11 protein-coding genes, 2 pseudogenes and 1 riboswitch are annotated in these 15097 nt (G+C 37.6%); of the genes and pseudogenes, 11 read left to right on the top strand and 2 right to left on the bottom strand.

Annotated elements, in window-relative coordinates:
- The first annotated feature begins 21 nt into the window (after nucleotides 1-21).
- Nucleotides 22-711, top strand: coding sequence for a helix-turn-helix domain-containing protein (locus tag ACFPU1_RS12700; RefSeq protein WP_385941740.1), 690 nt, complete (start codon nucleotides 22-24; stop codon nucleotides 709-711).
- A gap of 28 nt (nucleotides 712-739) precedes the next feature.
- On the opposite strand, the gene ACFPU1_RS12695 is transcribed toward ACFPU1_RS12700, so the two are convergent.
- Complete coding sequence (locus ACFPU1_RS12695) at nucleotides 740-2215, bottom strand: recombinase family protein (protein ID WP_385941738.1); 1476 nt, start codon at nucleotides 2213-2215, stop codon at nucleotides 740-742.
- A 113-nt stretch (nucleotides 2216-2328) separates the two neighbouring features.
- On the opposite strand from ACFPU1_RS12695, the gene ACFPU1_RS12690 reads away from it, so the two are divergent.
- Complete coding sequence (locus tag ACFPU1_RS12690; protein ID WP_385941735.1) at nucleotides 2329-2550, top strand: hypothetical protein; 222 nt, start codon at nucleotides 2329-2331, stop codon at nucleotides 2548-2550.
- A 116-nt stretch (nucleotides 2551-2666) separates the two neighbouring features.
- Here ACFPU1_RS12690 and ACFPU1_RS12685 read toward each other — a convergent pair whose 3' ends face one another.
- Nucleotides 2667-3008: a helix-turn-helix domain-containing protein gene (locus ACFPU1_RS12685; protein WP_385941733.1), complete on the bottom strand. Its 342-nt coding sequence runs from the start codon at nucleotides 3006-3008 to the stop codon at nucleotides 2667-2669.
- Between the two features lie 76 nt (nucleotides 3009-3084).
- Between ACFPU1_RS12685 and ACFPU1_RS12680 the strand changes: the two genes are divergently transcribed.
- The 9 genes and pseudogenes from ACFPU1_RS12680 to ACFPU1_RS12640 form a co-directional block, all read left to right on the top strand.
- Nucleotides 3085-3240 carry a hypothetical protein gene (locus ACFPU1_RS12680; protein ID WP_385941731.1) on the top strand — a complete coding sequence of 52 codons (156 nt, stop codon included), beginning with the start codon at nucleotides 3085-3087 and terminating at the stop codon, nucleotides 3238-3240.
- Between the two features lie 20 nt (nucleotides 3241-3260).
- Nucleotides 3261-4700: a recombinase family protein gene (locus ACFPU1_RS12675; RefSeq protein WP_385941728.1), complete on the top strand. Its 1440-nt coding sequence runs from the start codon at nucleotides 3261-3263 to the stop codon at nucleotides 4698-4700.
- Complete coding sequence (locus tag ACFPU1_RS12670; RefSeq protein ID WP_385941725.1) at nucleotides 4697-6295, top strand: recombinase family protein; 1599 nt, start codon at nucleotides 4697-4699, stop codon at nucleotides 6293-6295. Before ACFPU1_RS12675 ends, ACFPU1_RS12670 begins: the two co-directional genes overlap by 4 nt.
- A gap of 1030 nt (nucleotides 6296-7325) precedes the next feature.
- A complete protein-coding gene (locus tag ACFPU1_RS12665; protein ID WP_385941722.1) occupies nucleotides 7326-9872 on the top strand; it encodes an ornithine cyclodeaminase in 2547 nt (848 codons plus the stop codon).
- 110 nt (nucleotides 9873-9982) lie between these two features.
- Nucleotides 9983-11398 carry a SpoVR family protein gene (locus ACFPU1_RS12660; RefSeq protein WP_385941719.1) on the top strand — a complete coding sequence of 472 codons (1416 nt, stop codon included), beginning with the start codon at nucleotides 9983-9985 and terminating at the stop codon, nucleotides 11396-11398.
- A 315-nt stretch (nucleotides 11399-11713) separates the two neighbouring features.
- A riboswitch (cyclic di-AMP (ydaO/yuaA leader) is annotated at nucleotides 11714-11871 on the top strand.
- 62 nt (nucleotides 11872-11933) lie between these two features.
- Entirely contained in the window at nucleotides 11934-12599 is a 666-nt protein-coding gene (locus ACFPU1_RS12655) for a potassium channel family protein (protein WP_385941716.1), read from the top strand.
- 2 nt (nucleotides 12600-12601) lie between these two features.
- On the top strand, nucleotides 12602-13930 hold the full coding sequence (locus ACFPU1_RS12650; protein ID WP_385941714.1) for a TrkH family potassium uptake protein: 1329 nt from the start codon (nucleotides 12602-12604) through the stop codon (nucleotides 13928-13930).
- Nucleotides 13931-14215: 285 nt separating this feature from the next.
- Nucleotides 14216-14863, top strand: a pseudogene (locus ACFPU1_RS12645) (SpoVR family protein); the annotation flags it as partial.
- A gap of 2 nt (nucleotides 14864-14865) precedes the next feature.
- A pseudogene (locus tag ACFPU1_RS12640) lies at nucleotides 14866-15012 on the top strand (M48 family metalloprotease); the annotation flags it as partial.
- Nucleotides 15013-15097: the final 85 nt, after the last annotated feature.

Genomic DNA, 15097 nt, shown 5'->3' with positions numbered 1-15097 from the left:
TATCTATTTATATAGATATACTTGATAGGAGGGCTTTTTATAAACAAAGAAGAAATAAAAGTTAATGAACTTCTAAAATTATTAAGAAAATACTACATTTCCGACTCCAGACAAGTCTTAGTACGTTGGATTAGAGAGGGGAAGTTTAAAGGGGCGGAAAAGGATAAAAGGCAGGATGGCTGGCGAGTACCTCTTGAATCTGTGAATGAATTTATTGATGAAAGGAGGCCTGGATTAAGGGAGATGCTTGCAGATTTGGATCAATTAAAGAAAGAAATGAATTCACTAAAACGTAGAATTGAAACATTGGAGAAGCACAATCAGCTGACAAGTAGAGAACAGAATAGCAAAGAAGAGGGACTACCCAGAAAAAAACAGGAAGATTATACAGTAGATGACATAAAAAAGCTTATAGAGGAAGTTATTAAAGATAGTAAATCTAATCCTCGAGACAAAGAAGGGAATGACCTTTATACAGTGATGGTAAAAGTTTATTGTACTGAAAAGCTCCTAGCAGACATTAAGAAGAAATACTTTACTTGTCCAATAGTGCCTAAGGATGGCCCACGTAAATCATTAAAGCCAGCCTTAGTAAGGGCTATAAAAGAAATCGTTAGTGGACACTATTCTCCGTCACTATTACAAGGAAAATCTCCAAAAGATGAAGATAAGGTTATTTGGGAAGAGGAAAGTTTCAAAGAAAAGGAATAAGACGCAAGAAGTAGAAACAGATCACAAATTAATAATGTAACACGATTTCAATCTCCTCCTCATTATAAACAATAACCTTTTTTACAAAGGTGTGTAATAAGGGCTTAGTTTCTTCGACTGGAAGTATTTCTATGGCATCTATGATGCTTTTTATTTTGCTCTCAAGTTCTCTTTGGAGCTTTTCTAGGTTTTCCTGCTCTATTTTATCTGGTTTTACGGAAGCTTCTTCTTTTACTTTGTCCAGCTGCTTCTTTTCCTTCTCAAGGTCTGAGAGTTCAATCAAGCCTGAAGTATATGCTTCTACTTTACGTTTATACCTTTCCTCTGCATTCTTAAGTTTCTTTTCCCTATTGTTTATTGTTTCGTTTTGCTGAGTTTCAATTAATTGCGGAATCATCTCTGTATCAATGGAAGTACTCAATTGCTTAAATCCTTCCTTAAACCACTCTTCTACTTTATTGGCCCGATAAGGTTTGCTTGTACAGGTGCCTTTGTTTTTGTAAGCGGAACAGCGGTAGAGACGGTATCTTTTTGTCTTGGAACCTGACCAACTAATACTCATACCCGAACCGCACCTGCCACACTTCAAGATCCCACCAAGTAAATGAGGGCTGGTTTGGGCCCTTGGCGCAATTTTTACCTGTTTCATTTTCTTTTGTACGTCTTCCCATGTCTCCTTATTAATGATAGATGGAAATGCATCGTCAACGATAACCCAATCCTCTTTGTCCCTTTCAACTCTTTTGCCGTGTTTTTCATCTACTGTTACACGGTTCCAAGCAAGTGTTCCTTTGTAAATAGGATTGGTTAATAATAATTTCACTGCACGTAGTGACCATTCTTTATTATAGCGAGATGGAATGCCTTTTTCATTTAGTTGCCTGGCAATAGCATAAAATCCCAAACCTTTATGTAAATACATATTGTAAATGTCACGAACAATGTTTGCCTCATTTTCATGAATAACCAGTGTCTTCTCTTCTAAACGGTATCCATACGGGCTTTGTGTCAGCCACTTCCCTTTCTTTGCGGAATGAAGCATGTTTTCATAAGCTCGGTCTCGGATTCTTGTTCGTTCAAATTCAGCTACCGCCCCAAGTACAGATAGCGTTAGTCTACCAGGAGGTGTGTTGGTATCAAATGATTCATTGATTGAAATAAATGAAACGTCGTATTCACTGAACAAGTCAATAAGATTTAAAAGGTCTAATAATTTACGGCTGATGCGATCGAGTTTGGTAACAAGAACTTTAGAAACTTCTCCATTTTTAACTGCTTCAACTAACTTCTTGAGTTGTGGTCTGTCTGTGTCTTTAGCTGAATATCCATCGTCGATGAATAATACGGGAGTGTCTTTCCAACCCATTGCTGTACAATACGAAAGTAATCTTGATTCCTGGTCTTCTAAAGATGTCCCTTCTTTTACTTGATCGTCAGTGGACACGCGGCAATAAATCGCAATAAATCTGTATTCACTTGAAGCACTTGATGTGTGTACGTTCAAAGATATTCCCCCTTTCTTGATGTCATTTATATGCTGGTCCACTTGATGAAATGTAAATAACCAGGGTTGTCCCACAACGTGCAGAACATAGGTTGTTGTAAGGAGGGGGACAAATGGGGGATCTTAACATACGTTTTTCTTTTCACAGTGATAAGGAAATGATCACGTTTAACACTCTAAAAGAATTGGAAGGGACAGAATACTTCTCTAACGTAAGCAAAAAGTATTCAATTCTTGAAAGCCAGTTAAAGGTAACAGCTGCTAAATATTATCTAATGAAAAGAACAAACCTTCCTGTTGACCGATATAACATTAAAGTAAGAAAGAAGGCATAAGAAAAGAACCTAACTGTAGTTGTTAGGTTCTTCTCTTTTATCTAATTTATTCACATATATGAACTCATTTCATTTTAATGAATAATTTGGATTTGTGATGAGATAATAACAGTTACTTAAGATTGTTTATCCTCAAAAATGTCTATTCCTTCTTCCAGGCACCTTAAAAGGTAATTTGCAGCTGCTTTATCTGTTTCTTCTAGAGTGGTGAGTTTAGATAACGCACTTTCAGTCCGATGGGTAAATAGAGAATTTCTTGATACCACAGGTGGGTTTGAAGGGAACAAGTCCAGCTTCTCATTTAGTTTCTCCATCGTCTCTAAGGTAATGGTCGTGGTTTTCCCTGTTTCCAAATTACTTAGATACCCAGTAGAAACCCCAATTTCTTTCGCCAACTTTGATAATTGATATCCTTTTTTTGTACGTAAATGTCTAATGGTTGGTCCAAAATCGCTCATAGGTAGCCTCCAAAACAGGATGATAAATAAAATTTCTCCATGTAGAACCTAAAATCCTCTGAAGGGAATGAACAAAATGAAAGACAAGCGTGATGAAATAAAAGTGGTGAAGATCGAGTGTACATATGATGAAAAAGCATACAAAGAGTTAACCGACTTCTGTATTTATTTAGCTAAGTCCAGAATGCTTGATCGGGACAATTCTAATGAGGACAAAGGGACCATATGTTAATGCAAAGGAAGGAGGTATCAATGAAAAAGACTGTATGTTATTCGAGGTCATCCCTTGGTAGAGACAAACAAAAGCACTCCATAGAAATGCAAGAGTATGTATGCAGAGACTTTGCTAAGAAAAAAGGATGGGTCATTCATGAGTATTACAGTGATCATAAGATTTCAGGATTGAAAACTGAAATTAATGAACGAAAAAAACTTTCTTTGGTTCTAAATGAGGCGAAGCATGGACTAATTGGAAAAGTCATTGTTTACAAACGGGATCGCTTATCTAGAAATGTTAAACAATACATGGAGATTTTACGGGAGTTCAAGAAAAGTAACGTAGGGGTGTTTTTTGCCGCAGAAAATGAGCCTCAACTATTAGAGGGGGCAGTTGGAGAGTTTGTTGAATTAATTCTTGGTGGCATGACCGAAGCTGAAGGCCGAAACATTAATCAAAAATTAATTGATTCAAAGGTTGCTCTTCTAAGGAGCGGAAATCGAAGGTGGGTGTCGGGATCTATACCGTTTGGGTACAAGTTAGCGGAAAAAACAAAAGAAATTCAAAGGAAAGATGAATATAAAAAAGATATTGAGACAGTATTTAACATTGTATGTGAAAATGAAAGCCCTACTATGACTGGATTGGCAGCGATAATAAAAGAAAGAACCACTTTTAATAACTTTGATGCAGGCAGGCTTAAAAACATGATCAGAAATGAAATTTACAAAGGAGAATTAGTTCAAACTTTACAGGATGAGAAATATCGTGACCTCGGAGAGGATACAAAAGAAAAGCTTTTTTTTGTAGAGGATAGCCTATGGGAAGAAGCCAATAAATGTTTAAGTCATGTAGAGGAGAAAAATAGGAAGAGCAGAAAGGAAAACGTGCCTCGTTATCTAACAGGGAAAGTGTTTTGTTCCGTATGTAATCGTTTTATGGAGGCAAAGGCAGACATTTATAAATGTAAACAAGAAAAGCTGGGACACAATAAAAACTGTGAACAATTGGAAAACGCGGTATTCCAAGCATTTAAATCTTATCTTAAAGAATGCATTATAAATGAAGTTTCCAAAATTGGAAATAAAGCCAAATGGATCGACAAAACAATATTAAGTAAGGAAATTAAAAAAGAGATTCATAAAATGGATACGCAGAAGAGAAGACTTGAAGAAGTAACGAATGAATGGTTGATATCAAAGGGAGAGTCGAAATATAAAGAAATTGAACAAGTTTATGAAATGATCAACAAACACAGAGGGAAAATTCACGAGTTGGAGAGTGAAAGGGATAAATACCTTGATATAATGAGAAACCCTTCATTTATTGAGTACTATGAAAGTAAAGTAACAATGCAGTATTTAAAAGAGCATTTTTCCGATTGGGTTGTATATGTAGAGATTAATAAGAACCAAGCAACTGTAAAACTAAAACACCCTATTAAATCAACTAAACAAAAGGTCATCGATCTATGAATGAGATTATAAGAAAGCTAGGGAACCATAGTAAGGGTGTGTTTTATGGTCGTTTTTCAACCGATAAGCAAAATATTGAGACTCAGCTAGAGCAAGTGAATCAATTCTTTGACGATTATGGGTATGAGAAGATTCGGGATTACATTGATGAGGGTACATCTGCAACGAAAAAGTCTATCGAAAAACGCGCGGAATTAACGAATTTATTAAAAGATGCAAAGAAAAAAGAGTTCGATTTTGCGGTTATTTCAAGTTACGATCGCATTGCCAGAGATCCTATAGATCATCTTAAGCTACGAGAGGAGCTTGGCAAATTAGGAATCCCCGTTGTCATTGCATCTACAGAAACTTTTTATGATGGACCAGATTTTATGGCACAGCTGGTCTCTGATGGTGTTTCGAAATTTGAAGCAGACCAAATCGCTCAAAGAACAAAAGATACGATAGCTTCTTTATTAAAGAAAGGAAAGTGGGTAGGTGGAACCGCCCCCTATGGTTTCAGGTACGTCCATGTAAAAACAGGAGACTATGTAAATGCTTATTTTAAGAAGAATGCCGATGAGTGTGAGGTAGTAAAAGAGATTTTTGAGTTATACAATGCGAATTATGGCTTTAAAGCAATTGCTCAAATGAAGTTTGGGGATATGGAAAAATGTTATAAAGTAAAATCCATAATAGCTAACCCAGTATATACGGGGAAGCTGGGGTTTTATCGAAGAAAAAGCGGGAAAGGACATACTTTTTTATCTAAAGAACATTGGTTGCTAGTAGACAATGATCTGAAAATAGAGCCTGTGATCTCTGAAGAGCTTTGGAATAAATGTTGGGCAAAGTATACTCAAAAGTCCTCGGCACTTGGTGATCTTGATTCCATCCCCTCTCCAAAACATTACTCTACTTCGTTTTACTTTAGTGGACTACTTAAATGTACAACTTGCTCAAAAAAAGATTCTTCTCATTATATCTTGAGGAACAAAGATTCAAGTAAAAGAACAAAGGACAAAACCTACATTTATCGGTATTACGTTTGCCAGGGCTGCGGGCAAAAGGTGATTGCAGATCATGTTCATAAGCGGTTGGAAAATCTTTGGGAGCGATTCATGACAAGCGAGGATCTCCGCAGCAAGCTAGAAAATGCCATAAAAAGAAACATCAAAGAACAAATAAAGAAAACGGAAGAAGCCATTAAGATTGAGGAAGGGAAATTAGAGGATTTAACAAAGAAAATTCAAAGCGTAAGAGAAGAAATCAGAAATAGATATGAGGAAAATGATGTTGGCAATAAATTGGAGAGTCAGGAGAAGGCATTGCTTTCAGCATTGGATTTACTATGTGAGGGATTGCAAAATGAACGAAACGCATTAGAGCAATCGATTAAAAAGAAAGAAGAAAATCTGAAAAGATTAAATGCTCAACAGCCAGAGCCAAAAGTAAAGGAGTATCTTCAACACTTTGGAAAAAGCTTCAACGAGTTACATCACATAGACAAAAGGACCTTTGCTCTAACAATCATTCAAGAATGCTGGATTACCTTTAAAGATGCTGGTGAAATGACCTTCAAGTTTAATTATCTACCCAAAGAAATGGAGCTCTAGAAGAGCTCTTTTTTTTGTTGTTTTTTTTTCCACCTCTCTGTTTAAGAGCGGTAAAATTATTTTAGGAGCCCTTTTTTGAAAGTGTTCTTACGGACAATCTGAAAAATTGTTCACTTAAAAATAAACGTGTTTACATGGTACCCATTTAAATTAATATCTATTTCTTTTTTTTTCGTCAAAAAATAGACAAGCATTTATTTGGACAGGCTCCTATTGTTCGGCTAAGGGATACAGGGACAGCCCTCCTTTCGGGCTACTGGGTATAGAAAGGGTCCCTATTGTACCCAGTGACCCGAAAAAATACGTTGATGTAAGGACTGGCCTGGCTTTGAGTCTCTAATTTTTTTGCTTGTCTTTTTACAATTTCATTTTTTTTGGTTAGAAGGTACAGATGGTGTAAGAATCCTTCGGCTATAGGGTATACAAAATCAATTTACTAAAGTAACAATACAAAAGTAAAGTTACATAGATACGGTAGGTCGGTAACTACAGTAATATTACCCTTGTATCTTTACTATTTTACTTTATATAAATGCTTGTCCGATCAAGTAATGCTATAGGTTTAATTGGGTTTTATAGATCAAAAATGTTTGAAGGCAAGTAAAATGAAAGACACAGCGCCAACATTCGCTTCTACATAACTAAATCCTCTCCCAATATTATTTCTTTGGTTTATGGCGTCGATGTGATCTAACGGGTGTACCATTTGATCTCGTATGTCTACGAACACTCACAGTACGTGGCCCTTTACGACGAGGAGAACATGTACATTTAGCCATGGATATCACCTCCAATCTCCCACGAGATTAGAAGTCAGCGGTTGACGAGTGTCTTATAACCCCTATTCGACACAAATTTTCTTTTTCCTCTAATTTTAATATTATCTGTTTTAAGTTACTAAAGTAACTTAATGGCTTCTAAAGTACTGTTCCTATCCTCTTTATAAGATAAGGTTCTTATAGATGTTAGAAGGAATATCCTTCCAAATGTCGAAAACAATCATAAGGTGGAAAGATAAAGGAGGAGACTAATGGGGTTATTTAACACAGTTAAAAGGATATTGGGGAACGCCGCTAAAGAGGGAGAAAACAGAAAAAAATCAAGTGTCAAACCTAAAGGCCGTAATAATGGTTTGCTTAGAAGGGTTTACAAACCCAACTATAAAATTAAACAACCAATTAGTGTGACTCTTAGTGAAACTGTAGAGTGGAAAAATTTCTTTTCAATCACCAAAAACAACCCACTGTTACCAGGATTTGAAAATCGATCGAGAAGAAAGTTTAATTTATTACATAAGGGAAAGGATTGCATTGTAGTATCAGCTGCAAAAGAAATAACCTTGATTCAAGAAAAAGGCACCTACAATATTGATCTAAAAGATTCCCCGCTAGAAAAAATGACAATATTCAAAGCTAACAAAAATGGTGCTATTTTAGTTCAAAAGGAAAATGTAGCTTTTGTTTCTTTTGCCAAAGCCAAAGCGTACATTTATGAGTTCAAGTGGCAGCCATTTACTTTTGAGCTAAGTGACTCCCACTGGTTGGTAGGTACAAGAGAAACATATGAGGGGCCAGGGGAGTTGTATTGTTTTGATTTTAATGGAAACGAAACATGGGGACTCACTTTTGTAGAAAAGATGCAAAGTCTTTTTGGAGAAATAAAGTTTACTCCATACCATATAGAATTTTCCACACTTGGAGATTACATTCTTGTCTCAAGTATGGATAAACTCTATAAAATTGATAAAGAAGGTCGACTTATAAGTCGAATCGCAATTTCAGAAGTGAAGGAAGCTGAATTAAAGGAAAAACATGAGGAAGCCATACGTGATATTAATTCAGCTAGAACGGAAGAGGAGTTTAAAGAGATCTACGTTCAGCAATTAGTCCAACAACTTACAGCTAATTTTGAGAGAATGACTTTGAATTCTCCCTTATCAGGTTTTACACACGAGCCTACAACTGAAATGATGTTTATTTTAGAAGAGCAAGGAAGGGTTTCAGCTTGGGATAAAGACGGGAGACTCCAGTGGCTAAAAGCATTTAATAAAAGTGGACGGTTTATTAAGTGGATCAATAACCGTTTGGTTGTATCATTGGAAACAGGGGAAACTTTTTGGCTCGATAAGACAGGTAGGATTACTAATGGAATAGGGCTTCCTAAACAAGCTGAAACTGTTAGCCTAATTGAGGAACAAAATAAATACTTAATTGTAGCGATGGATAATAGGCTGTACGAATTTAATCCAGAGGAAAATAAACTGGTAACAGGATCCGAAGGCTACCCAGGAATGGAGTTGTTTAAGTTCCTATCTCACAACACTTTTTTCGATGGTCATAAGGGTAAGCAAGGTTACTTGTGGCTGGCTCCTTTGGGGCACAGCTGGGAATTGTATATTCCTTCTAAGGTCGCTAGCTCTGAGGGAACGGATACTTTGAGCAGTGAAGTTGCTCCAGAAATGAGTGAAACAACAAAATTCCCACAGATTTGGACATACGGTGACAGAGAAGGAAGGCACCTGGTAGAAGTGGCTTATGATTTTGAAAGGGAAAGAATTTATATTGTGGAGAAAGTAGAAAAGGACTTTTATGACCTTCTTAATCGCTATCCAGATAACGAAAAGGATAGAGAACGGGAAAAGCACGAACACCTTATCAAGTGCTTAGACTTTCATTTAAATGAGATATGGGAGACGAGGGTTTATATTCCTCATATCTGGGAACTTGTTTTAGCTCCAGATGGTAAGACCTTCTTTATTAGTGAGCCGATTAAAGAGGCTATTTCATATTTGCCTGGAAACCTTTTAGCATATTCTGATGAAGGAAAATTAGTTGGTAAATTTAAAATACCAGCCCAAGGTTTTCACATAGATTTTTCTTCAGAAAATGAAGGTGTGGTGACATTTGCAACCGATAAAGGTGAAACACCAATTAAACAAAAGATCACCAAAAATCAAGCAGGTAAATGGACACTGGATAAAAAAGTTGAACTTTTAGAAGACAAAAAGGGTGAGTATGGAGCTGGAATGTATAATGGAGAAACCAAAAACTTTTCTTTTAAAAGAAGTGAAAAGAAAAAGTATCATGTTAAAAGTGAAGAAAATGAATCTGAAATAAAAGTTAATGGAGCTATTTATGAATATGGTGAAACTCCGTCAAACCTTTTAATGGTGAGAACAGGAAATAAGTCAGTTATGTTTTTTGACGGGAGCCTAAATAAAGTAAATGAACTAAAGACAGAGACTAACATTGTAAACATTGTGTTAGGTGATGATACGTTCATTATTAACACTAAGAATGAGTTTATAGGATACAGCTATGAGTTCAATTTAAAATACCGATTTAGTCCCTCTCCAAAAGCATATATCAATGAAGTGAAATGGCTTGAAGGGGATAAAAGTTATTTGTGGGGCGTTGGAAACAGCAGCAAATTAGTAATTGCTAAAATTATGGAAACAGGAGAAATAAAATACAGCGAAGAGTTTGAAGAGATTATTTCCGCTGTTCCTTTTGTCCATAACAAAGATCGATTCTTTGTTCGATTTAATGGAAAAATAAAATCATACTCTCTAAAATAAATGGTTTTTTGCCCTTCTAGACAGGACAGTCTAGAAGGTTTTTTGTCATGCCTGTCTTTGACAAGTCATAAAGATAATAAGAAGACGCATGATAAGGGGGCGCCTAAGAAATGACCGATGAATTTAAAGATTTAAATCGGGCGATTGAGGAAATTACGGAGATCGCAGAAGGATTCGGGCTTGATTTCTACCCAATGAGATACGAAATTTGTCCAGCGGATATCATTTATACATTTGGAGCATACGGTATGCCGACGAGGTACAACCACTGGAGCTTTGGGAAGCAGTTTCATAAAATGAAGCTTCAGTACGATTTGGGATTAAGCAAGATTTATGAGTTAGTCATAAATTCAAATCCCTGCTACGCTTTCTTGCTTGGAAGCAACAGCCTGATCCAAAACAAGCTGATTGTCGCTCACGTGCTTGCCCATTGTGATTTCTTTAAAAATAATGCCAGATTTGCAAACACCCGCCGTGACATGGTGGAAAGCATGAGTGCCACTGCAGAACGAATATCTAACTATGAAATGATTCATGGAAAGGAAGAAGTTGAAACATTCTTGGATGCAGTCTTGGCGATCCAAGAGCATATTGACCCAAGCTTGGTTCGATCAAAGCTGTCCTGGTCGATGGAAGATGTTTATGAGATAGATGAAGATGAGCCGAAGGAAAGAAATACTCCATACGATGATTTATGGAAAATGGATGTGAAAAAGACAGAAGAACCGAAACGCAAGCGTAAAAAAGCTTTCCCTCCACAGCCAGAAAAGGATATTCTTCTTTTTATTGAAGAATACAGCCGAGAGCTAGAACCATGGCAGCGGGATATTCTTACGATGATGCGGGAAGAAATGCTTTATTTTTGGCCTCAGCTTGAAACCAAGATTATGAATGAGGGGTGGGCCTCTCTTTGGCATGCCAGAATTCTAAGGGAAATGGATTTAACGTCTGATGAAAGTATAGAGTTTGCAAAACTAAACGCAGGGGTTGTACAACCTTCCAAAACCTCAATAAACCCTTATTATCTAGGGCTAAAAATATTTGAAGACATCGAAGAACGTTACAATAACCCTACCGAAGAGATGGTACAGCGAGGTGTGAAAAAAGGTAGTGGGATTGAAAAGATTTTTGAAGTGAGAGAGGTCGAGTCTGATATCTCGTTTATCAGAAATTACCTAACAAGAGATTTGGTTCTGCGTGAAGATATGTATTTGTTCCAGAAAAAAGGAAAAGAATATAAGATCATTGATAAAGAATGGAAGGAAGTGCGTGACCAGCTCATCTCATCTAGAGTAAATGGCGGTTTCCCGTACCTGACAGTAACTGACGGAGATTACCTTAAAGCTGGAGAGTTATTTATCACCCATCACTATGAAGACACAGAGCTTGATGTAAAGTATTTAGAAAAAGTACTTCCTTACCTATACCAACTTTGGGGACGGCCAGTGCACATTGAAACAGTGGTTAATGAGAAAGATACCGTCTTCACTTATGATGGGAGGAGGGTTCATAGAAGGTATTTATAAACAGAAAGCCCAGGGAGATTAACACTTTTGGGTTGAGAGGGAGAAAACAGCAAAAACATGAAAAAGAGGTAACCAAAACGATTTAATTGGTTACCTCTTTGTTGTTGGTTTATCAACATATTGGGTAAACTTACGAGACTTTGTGTACTATTTTCTATGCCGATAGGTGCTTAGATAGGCGTACAATATCTCTATCATTAGTCAGTATAATGAAGATTTTTTGCTTTCACTTTTAATCTTAAAACCTTTGAAAAATCTTATTGACAACGGATACAAACAGGAGTAAATTTTATGCTGTAACAACTTCATACGACGCCTTTTAGATCGCTGAGACTGTTTGGCCAAACAGTGCGGGGGAACCATTTTTTTGATGAATGTAAATTCATCTTGGGGTGAATCTTACTTATGTAAGAGGGGATACTCTCGATCCCTAATCCGACAGCTAACCTCGTAAGCGTCATGTGAAGAGAGAAAGGGTCTTCTAGAGACCATTTCTTTGTAATGGTTTTTTTTTTATGCAAAGGAGTGGAAAAAGTTGAAAAGAATGAAAAAACAATTCGCAGTCATTGGGTTAGGTCGCTTTGGTGGAAGCATCTGCAGAGAACTATACAGCATGGGGCATGATGTGTTGGCTGTCGATACTGATGAGGAGAAGGTTAACGAGTATGTTACTCTTGCTACTCATGCAGTTCAGGCGGATGGAACAGATGAAAAAGCGTTAAAGTCCTTAGGGATTGGAAACTTTGAACATGTTGTTGTGGCCATTGGTGACAACATACAATCCAGTATTCTAACTACACTGGTTTTAAAAGATATGGATATTCCGAAAGTTTGGGTGAAGGCTCAAAACCATTACCATCAAAAAGTGTTGGAAAAAATCGGAGCAGATCAAATTGTTCATCCTGAATATGACATGGGCATTCGGATTGCGCAAAACATGGCTTCGGAAAAAGTCATTGATCATATTGATCTTTCTGATGAATACAGTATTGTGGAATTGCTGGCCACGTCAAAGGTTCATAATAAAAGCTTAATAGATCTAGATGTTCGAGCTAAATACGGGGTAACGATTCTTGCAATCAAGCGAGGGGAGGATGTCAATGTCTCACCTATGCCTGATGACCTTATAAAAAAAGAGGATATGATTGTCGTTATCGGCCACAAAAACGATGTTAGACGGTTTGAGAATGAGGGACTATAATAATGAACAGTCTTCGGTTCAAAGTCATCAATATGTCCCCTCCTCAGACATTGGCCGTTTCATTTCTGGCTGCAATTTTTGTGGGTACCCTACTCCTGCTTCTTCCGATTGCCACCACACAACCTATTAGCCCGCTTGACGCCATGTTCACAGCCACCTCAGCTACGACGGTAACAGGACTGGTGGTTCTTGACACAGGTACCGATTTCACGGTGTTTGGGCAAATCGTGATTATGATCCTCATCAAAATTGGAGGATTAGGGTTAATGACTTTCACGATCATGATCATTCTTGTGTTAGGGAAGAAAATTGGGTTGAAGGAAAGGATTCTCATTCAGCAGTCATTTAACCAAACCTCTGTTGGCGGCATGGTTCGTTTGGTCAAAGTATTATTTCTTTTTGCCTTAGCCATGGAACTTATTGCCACGCTTATACTATCCATACGCTGGGTTCCTGAATACGGCTGGGGCTTTGGATTATTTACAAGTCTCTTCCATGCGGTTTCCGCGTTTAATAATGCAGGGTTTTCTCTATGGTCAGACAGTTTATCCTCCTATGTAGGAGATCCCACGGTTAACCTCGTGATCACATTTCTATTTATTACGGGAGGCATAGGATTTACTGTATTATACGACTTATTTTACACAAGGAACTTTCGTCACTTATCCCTGCACTCTAAAATAATGTTGGTGGGAACGCTCGTCGTCAACATTTTTGCTATGATCCTTATTTTTGTGCTGGAATACATGAATCCTGAAACGCTTGGAATGTTAACAATGGGTGAGAAGCTGTGGGCCGCGTATTTTCAAGCAGTCACTCCAAGAACCGCTGGATTTAACTCTTTGGATATTGGCAGCTTAGAGCCAAGCACCATTGTCTTTCTTTTACTATTGATGTTTATTGGGGCAGGGAGTGCCTCTACAGGCAGCGGAATAAAGCTTACCACCTTCCTTGTTATTGTGCTGGCAGTAGTCACATATTTAAGAGGGAAAAACGAGTCTGTCGTCTTTTCTCGGACGATTCCTCCCCATATTGTGACACGGTCACTTGCGATTGTGGTAATCAGCTTAATGGCAGTATTTGGAGGGATCTTCCTTTTATCGATTACGGAACAATCTCCCTTTATGATGATTGTATTTGAAGCCTTTTCTGCCTTTGGAACGGTTGGCTTATCGATGGGACTCACCGATGAGCTTTCAGCTGTGGGTAAACAGGTCATTATGGTGTTGATGTTTGTTGGAAGAATTGGTCCTGTTACTTTAGCTTTTGCCTTAGCCAAAGATTTTAAAAGTAATGTGCGTTATCCAAAGGGGGACATCTTTACAGGATAAAACTAAAAAATGTTTTCCCAACATTATCATTCTACACTTTGAATAAGATGAGATGTTTTCCTACTCAACCTTTATTAAACGAATTGATAAGGAGGTTGGGACAAAGAACCTTATTCAAAGAAACCCGAACCATAATTACAGTGGTTTGGGTTTTTAGTTTTTCTCTAGCCATTCGTGAGTTTAAAGTTTCATCAACTCCCTTTGCTTTCACCGTTTTGTTATCGATTTACCCATAAGCTATTGTTATGGATTGAGAAAGACTTATTAATATAAAGGATAGTTTGAACATCCTATGTGAACGAAGGCTGGGCTTCGTACTGGCATGCCAGGATACTCAGAGAGATGGACTTAACATCCGATGAAAGTGTGGAATTTGCAAAGCTTAATGCTGGAGTGGTTCAGCCGTCTAAGACCTCAATCAATCCATATTACTTGGGGTTAAAGATTTTTGAAGACATCGAGGAGCGTTATAATAACCCAACCGAAGAAATGATGCAGCGAGGTGTGGAAAAGGGAAGTGGGCGAGAAAAAATGTTTGAAGTGAGGGAAGTAGAGTCTGATATTTCCTTTATCCGCAACTACTTAACAAAAGAGCTGGTAACGAGAGAGGATATGTACTTGTTCCAGAAAAAAGGAAAAGAGTATAAGATCATCGATAAAGAATGGAAGGAAGTGCGTGACCAGCTCATCTCATCTAGAGTAAACGGCGGCTTCCCTTATCTGACAGTAACTGATGGAGATTACCTCAAAGCTGGGGAGTTATTTATCACCCATCACTTTGAAGACACAGAGCTTGATGTGAAATATTTGGAAAAAGTACTTCCTTACCTGTATCAACTTTGGGGACGTCCAGTGCATATTGAGACAGTGGTTAATGAGAAAGATACCGTTTTTACGTATGATGGAAGAAGAGTGCACAGAAGGTATTTATAACTCATGTTAACCGAGCTCAGGTCAATGACCGCACCGATGATTCGGCTGTTCAGACGATGAAAATCAACGGAAAAGGCGGTATGGCAAGGCTTTTCTCGACTCACCCTGATCTTGATGAAAGAATTGCCCGTCTTGACGAGAGAAAATAATAACGGTAAAAAGCTGGTTTATGAACACATAGATCAGCTTTGTTTACAGTGATCTTCCCAGATTATGCAAGTCTCTTAAAGCTAC

This window comes from Thalassorhabdus alkalitolerans (genome assembly GCF_042656525.1).
GTDB classification, from domain to species: domain Bacteria; phylum Bacillota; class Bacilli; order Bacillales; family Marinococcaceae; genus Thalassorhabdus; species Thalassorhabdus alkalitolerans.
This window is presented reverse-complemented; position numbering and strand designations above follow the sequence as displayed.

Bases quoted from the DNA above. Each gene is read 5' to 3' on its own strand.
- ACFPU1_RS12690 (WP_385941735.1), top strand. From the start codon at position 2,329: ATGGGGGATCTTAACATACGTTTTTCTTTTCACAGTGATAAGGAAATG.
- ACFPU1_RS12685 (WP_385941733.1), bottom strand. From the start codon at position 3,008: ATGAGCGATTTTGGACCAACCATTAGACATTTACGTACAAAAAAAGGA.
- ACFPU1_RS12680 (WP_385941731.1), top strand. From the start codon at position 3,085: ATGAAAGACAAGCGTGATGAAATAAAAGTGGTGAAGATCGAGTGTACA.
- ACFPU1_RS12675 (WP_385941728.1), top strand. From the start codon at position 3,261: ATGAAAAAGACTGTATGTTATTCGAGGTCATCCCTTGGTAGAGACAAA.
- ACFPU1_RS12670 (WP_385941725.1), top strand. From the start codon at position 4,697: ATGAATGAGATTATAAGAAAGCTAGGGAACCATAGTAAGGGTGTGTTT.
- ACFPU1_RS12665 (WP_385941722.1), top strand. From the start codon at position 7,326: ATGGGGTTATTTAACACAGTTAAAAGGATATTGGGGAACGCCGCTAAA.
- ACFPU1_RS12660 (WP_385941719.1), top strand. From the start codon at position 9,983: ATGACCGATGAATTTAAAGATTTAAATCGGGCGATTGAGGAAATTACG.
- ACFPU1_RS12650 (WP_385941714.1), top strand. From the start codon at position 12,602: ATGAACAGTCTTCGGTTCAAAGTCATCAATATGTCCCCTCCTCAGACA.